This window comes from Parvibaculum sp. (assembly GCF_035511255.1).
GTDB lineage: Bacteria > Pseudomonadota > Alphaproteobacteria > Parvibaculales > Parvibaculaceae > Parvibaculum.
The window spans coordinates 1-5,946 of sequence record NZ_DATKFR010000121.1 but is presented as its reverse complement, the minus strand read 5'-3'; the positions used below and the strand labels follow the sequence as shown (position 1 = coordinate 5,946).

Genomic DNA, 5,946 nt, shown 5'->3' with positions numbered 1-5,946 from the left:
GAGCGCCAGCACCAGGGCCATCAGCACCAGAGCGGTGACGAAGACCATCGAACGGCCGGCCTCCGAATTGCGCGACTGGAAGCCGACGTCGTAGATGTGGAAGCCGAGATGCATGAAGCTGCGCTCGAGATGGATGAAGGGGAAGCTCGCATCGATCGGAAGTTCCGGCGCGAGTTTCACGACACCCACGATCATCAGCGGCGCCACTTCGCCGGCGCCGCGCGCCATGGCGAGGATGAGGCCGGTCATGATGCCCGGCATGGCGCGGGGCAGCACGATCCATTTGATGGTCTGCCATTTCGAGGCCCCGCAGGCGAGCGAGCCTTCGCGCATCGACCGCGGCACGGCGGCAAGCGCCTCCTCGGTCGCAACGACGACGACCGGCACGGTGAGGAGCGCCATGGTGAGCGAGGCCCAGAGCAGGCCGCCTGTGCCGAAGGTCGGACTCGGCAGGCGTTCGGGGAAGAACAGGCTGTCGATCGAGCCGCCCAGCACATAGGCGAAGAAGCCGAGACCGAAGACGCCGTAGACGATCGAAGGGACGCCCGCGAGATTGTTCACGCAGATGCGCACCAGCGCGACGATGCGGCCCTGTTTTGCATATTCGCGCAGATAGAGCGCCGCGATGACGCCGAAGGGCGCGACGAGAATGCTCATCACGACCGTCATCACGAAAGTGCCGAAGATCGCCGGCCAGACGCCGCCCTCGGTATTCGCTTCGCGCGGTTCGGCCGTGAGAAACTCCCACCAGCGGGAGAAATAGACGCCGAACTTCTGCAAGAGCGACAAATCGTTCGGCGCGTAGTAGCGCACGAAGTTGCCGAGCGGAAAGTCCTTGGTCTGTCCGCCGATCTCGGCGCCCGTCACCGTAATCGCATCTTCCTTCTGGCGGAGGGCGAGAACCTTGGCGCTCAGCGTCTCGAACTGGCCGTTGAGGCGTTGGGTCTCCTCGGCGGCATGGGCCTCGGCGGCCTTCATTTCGGGCGAGCCGGTGCCGTAATCGATTTCGGCGCGGCGGACGGACAGGCGTAGATCGTTGATCTCGCGATTGACCTCGCCGAGTTCGTTCTTCTCGACCCCGATGCGTTCGGCGCGAAGAGCGCGTGCTCTCCTGTGGGCCGCGTCGATAGACGCGATATCCGGACTAGAATGCGTTTCGCCGTCGATAGTGAGCGCTGTGAGACGGCCGATCAGGACGCCCCACTCCTGGCGTTCGACCAGCATGATGTCCTTCGGCTCGGCGACCGATTTCACGTCGAAGGCCGAGACCCAGTCGAAGTCGTTGGCGTAATAGTCGTAATTGCCGATGCGATAAAGCGTGCGGCTGGCCAACCCGCCGTGCTCGCCGATTTCCGCCTGCACCGCGGCAGGGAGCTTTTGCAGCGCCTCCTGCGTCGGTCGGTAGCTCTCGGTGCGCATCGGCTCGCCGGCCATGACGCGGCCGTCCTCGAGCGTCACCACGTCCACATGCTTCGGCCAGAAGGCCGTCAGACCGTTCCAGAAGATCAGCGACAGGAAACCCGCGATCATCAGCAGGCCGAAGGCGAGCGAGCCGCCCATGGCCCAAACCATCGGCTCGCCGCGCGCCGTCAGGTCGCTTGCCTTCTTGCGCGTCACCGCGACGCTCGACGTCTTGCTGTTCATGAAAATCTCTTCGCTCGGACGGGACATGTCGACCATGGGCATTTCTCTCAGAGCTGAGCGGCGCGCTTGCGGAAGCGCTGACGCACGATTTCCGCGAAGGTGTTGAGGATGAAGGTCATCACGAAGAGCACCAGGCCGCAGAGGAAGAGCGTGCGATAGAGGCTCGAATCCTTCACCGCTTCCGGCAGTTCGACGTTGATGTTGGCCGACAGGGCGCGCAGGCCGTTGAAGAGGCTCCAGTCGAGGATCGGCGTATTGCCCGTCGCCATCACCACGATCATCGTCTCGCCGACGGCGCGGCCGAGGCCGATCATGATCGCCGAGAAGATGCCGGAACCCGCCGTCGGCAGGATCACCCAGGCGGCCGTCTGCCATTTCGTCGCGCCGCAGCCGAGCGAGGCCGAACGCAGATGCTCGGGCACCGCGCCCAGCGCGTCCTCGGCAATCGAATAGATGATCGGGATCACCGCGAAGGCCATGCCGAAGGAAGCGATCAGCGTGTTGCGCTGGATATAGGTATCGACGATGCCGCCGCGCGCGTCGAAGCTCGCCGCGCTCAGCAGACTGGCAACGAGCGCCGCGACGGCGAAAGCGACGATCGTCAGCACCAGCCAGCGTCCGAGCTCCCAGGCGCCAGCGACATGATATTCCTTCTGGCGCAGTCTTTCACGCCAGACGTTGCCGAGAATGCGGCCGCCGACATTGAAGACCAGAATGAAACTGAGCGGCAGCATCAGAAGGAAGAGGAAGGGCATGGCCGAGCCGACGCCGGTGGTCCAGGCCTTGAAGTCGCCGGCGAAGAACAGCCGCTCCATACCGGGCGCGACCGTCATCGTGAGCCAGAGCGCGAAAACGAGAGCGCAGAAGAAAGCGACCAGCTTGGGCAGGCCGTCGAAGCGCAAGGCCAGCGGTTGAGGCAGCAATTGCCAGAGAAAGGACGAGGCGATTAGCGTCAGCGGAATGACCGCGAAGGCGATGACGACGGCGCCGATCCAGTTCTCCACGATGGGCGAGAGGACGAGCGCCACGACGAAGCCGATGACGACGGACGGCAGCGACGCCATCAGTTCCATCACTGGCTTCACCACCGCACGCACGCGGAAATGCATGAACTCCGACGTGTAGATCGCCGCGAGGAGCGCGATCGGGACGGCGAAGGCGAGCGAGTAGATCGCGCCCTTGATGGTGCCGAAGATCAGCGGCACGAGCGAGAGCTTCGGCTCGGCGCTGTCGGTGCCCGACGTGGACTGCCAGGTGTAGCCGGGTTCGGGATAGCCTTCGTACCAGACCTTGCCGAAGAGGGAACCGATGGTCGTTTCGGGATGCGGAACGTCGAAGCTCCAGATGCGGACTTCGCCATCCTTGCCGATCGCGACGGCGCCGTTGTCGCGCGGCGCGAGGATCAGCGTCTCGACGGGCGCGAGCTTGCCGGCGGAGGGGAACGTCAGAACGCGGCGTTCGGTCGTCGCGTGATAGAGCGCGACTTCGCCCTTCGCATCGGCACCGACGAAGAGACGCGTGCGCTGGCTGACCGCCAGATGCTCAATCGGCGCGGGCTGTTTGCCGAGATCGTGGATCTTCGTCAGCACGATGCCGTCCGAGGTTCCGGTCGATTTGCGGTCGATCTGCGACCAGATCGAAAGCGAGGCGTCGGCGCCGCCGACGATCAGCGAGTTCTCGCCGTTCAGATAGCCGATGCTGGTCGGCTTGACGCCTTGCGGCAGGACACGGACCGTTTCGGCGAGCTTCGCATGCGCCGGATCGCGCGTGTCGAAGCGATGGATCATGCCGTCCTCGGTCGCAACCAGCAGGCGATCGCCGGTGGTGTTGAGCAGAACGGAAGCGATGTCCGCGACGTTCAGGCCTGTCGGCACTTCGGTGTTGGTGACGGTGGTGGAGGTTTCGCCGGTCATCATGTTGACCTGGCTGTAGGCGGCGCTGAGACGCGCGGTTCCATGCTCGTCGATGGAAGCGAAGATCTTGACCGGGCGCTCTTCGGTGCCGCCGACACGGTAGTCGATAAAACGGATCGCAGTTCCCGCGGGCGCCACCTGTACCGGCGCCTCGAGAGCGATTTCCGGCGCGAGGCGGCGCACCTGCTTGCCGGCCACTTCGATGAAAACGGTCGCGCCGTCGGTGCGATCGCCGCCGGCAAGCGTCCGCACGGTCGCCGGCACGGCGGCTTCGGGCACGATGGCGGTATCGATGGCGAGGCGGCCGAGACGCACGGTCCCATCCGGAAAACCGAAGGCAACGTCGTCGCCCTGCAGCGTACGGGCGAAGGCGGAAGGTTCGGCGCCACCGAAATCGAAGGTCGGGCCCGCGAGCCGCTCGCCCGTCGGCACATGGAAGGCCGTCAGGCGGCCGCCATGCGAAAGTTCGATCCCGAGAGTGCGATATTCGTCGATCGAGGTCGAGATGACGTGACCGTCGGCTGTATTGAGCGCGTAGCGTTTCGCGTCGCTGACGGTACCGCTGCCGAAGAGCGGCGCGGCCACGATGACCAGGAACGCCATGATCGCGAAGACGGAGAGAATGACGAAGAAGCCGCCGATGGTGATCCCGCGGCTGGCGATCTTGTCCGCCCAGAGGACCGAAGCCTTGGTCTTCTTGTTGCGCGTGTAGACAACCGACTTCCGGTTGCCGGATCCGGTGTCGTTACCGGAGTCGTCGGGAGCGTTGGAAAGAACGGCGTCGGTCATGCGCGTGTTCACACGAAGCGCCGCGCCGCGGACATGACGTGATTCCGAAGCAGGCGGCGAACAAGAGGAAGCGGGCCAGCGGAGGATATCCGCCGGCCCGCCAGTTCAACTTACTTCAGGCCGAGCTTGGAAAGTTCCTGCTGGGCGAAGACGTAAGGCATCGGGAAGTAGCCGTCCTTCGAGGTATCCTTCTGGCCGTCGAGCGAAAGCACGAAGCGGAAGAACTCGCCGCGAACCGGATCGAGCGCACCCGAGGGATTCTTGTTCACGTAGATGTAGAGGAAGCGCGTGATCGGATAGGCGCCCGTATAGGCGTTCTTCTGATTGGCTTCCTGGCACTGGCCGTCGCGACCGGCGACCTGCACGGCCTTGACGTCGGCCGTCTTGTAGCCGATGCCCGAATAGCCGACGGCGAACTTGTCGGCGGCGACGCCCTGGACGACGGCGGACGAGCCCGGCTGTTCCTTCACCGAATCCTTGAAGTCGCCGTTCACCATGGCGACTTCCTTGAAGTAGCCATAGGTGCCGGAGGCCGAGTTGCGGCCGAAGAGAGAGATCGGCTTCGAGGCCCATTCGCCCGTGAGACCGAGCTGGCCCCAAGTCGCGATTTCCGGCGAGCCGGAGAGACGGCTCTTGGAGAAGATGCCGTCAAGCTGCGTCAGCGAGAGGCAGGTCAGCGGATTGTCCTTGTGGACGAAGATGGCGAGCGTGTCGACCGCAACGCGAACCTGGGTCGGCTTGTAGCCGTACTTCGCTTCGAAGGAGTCGATCTCGGCCGACTTCATCGGACGCGACATCGGACCGAACTGGGCGGTGCCGGCGATCAGCGCGGGCGGGGCCGTCGACGAGCCCTTGCCTTCGATTTCGATCTTAACCGAGGGATAGATCGCCTTGTAGCCTTCGGCCCAAAGCGTCATGAGGTTGTTCAGCGTGTCGGAGCCGATGGACTTCAGGCTTCCGGATACGCCGGTGGTGGGCTGGTACGGCTGGTACCGGCTGTCGATATCGATCGCGAACGCGCTGGTGGCGGTAAGGGAAACCGCGAGCGCGCCCAGGAAAGCTCCAATGCGCTTCATATGTTGTGACCTTCTGAGAAGACGAAAGGTTGGCGTGCGGCGGTAGTGCCCCGCCCCAAGCGCGTTCTTAAGTGGAGCCGGTGAAGCCCGTGCAACGGTTTTATGACGTAATCGTGACAGGGCCGGCGCGCGTTCGCGCGATCCGCGACGGCGGGCGGCGAAGATCAATCGGCGAATGAAAAATCGCGGGAGAATGTGGCGGGGTTGTCACAGAGCCGCCGCGCGGCGACGGGAGCGGATCAGGCGGGGCGGAGGGCGGGATCGGCGGCGGACGGATCGAAGAACATGCCCATACGCAGACTGTCGGCGATGCGCAGCGCGCGCGTCATGTAGGCGTCTGCGACCGCCGGCGTACAGAGATCGTCCAGCGTCTGTTGGAAAAGCGTGAGCCAGCGGTCGAAATGCTCGGGGCGGACTGACTTCAAGCGCATATGGGCGAGCATCGGCTGGCCCTTGTAGCGGCCCGAGGTCAGCATCACCGACGACCAGAAGTCGAACATCTTGTGGAGATGCGGCTCCCAGTC

At 64.3% G+C, this 5,946-nt stretch carries 3 protein-coding genes and 1 pseudogene; all 4 read right to left on the bottom strand.

From position 1 onward, the window contains the following. On the bottom strand, positions 1–1,644 hold a 1,644-nt coding region (gene pstA, locus VMR03_RS04305), incomplete at its 3' end, for a phosphate ABC transporter permease PstA (protein WP_325402623.1). A 47-nt stretch (positions 1,645–1,691) separates the two neighbouring features. Further along, the gene (locus VMR03_RS04300; RefSeq protein ID WP_325402621.1) at positions 1,692–4,346 is read right to left on the bottom strand and encodes an ABC transporter permease subunit; all 2,655 of its coding nucleotides are present in this window, start codon (positions 4,344–4,346) and stop codon (positions 1,692–1,694) included. A gap of 110 nt (positions 4,347–4,456) precedes the next feature. After that, entirely contained in the window at positions 4,457–5,422 is a 966-nt protein-coding gene (locus VMR03_RS04295; RefSeq protein ID WP_325402619.1) for a phosphate ABC transporter substrate-binding protein, read from the bottom strand. A gap of 239 nt (positions 5,423–5,661) precedes the next feature. After that, positions 5,662–5,946: pseudogene (locus tag VMR03_RS04290) on the bottom strand (group III truncated hemoglobin); the annotation flags it as partial.

Bases quoted from the DNA above. Each gene is read 5' to 3' on its own strand.
- VMR03_RS04300 (WP_325402621.1), bottom strand. From the start codon at position 4,346: ATGACCGACGCCGTTCTTTCCAACGCTCCCGACGACTCCGGTAACGAC.
- VMR03_RS04295 (WP_325402619.1), bottom strand. From the start codon at position 5,422: ATGAAGCGCATTGGAGCTTTCCTGGGCGCGCTCGCGGTTTCCCTTACC.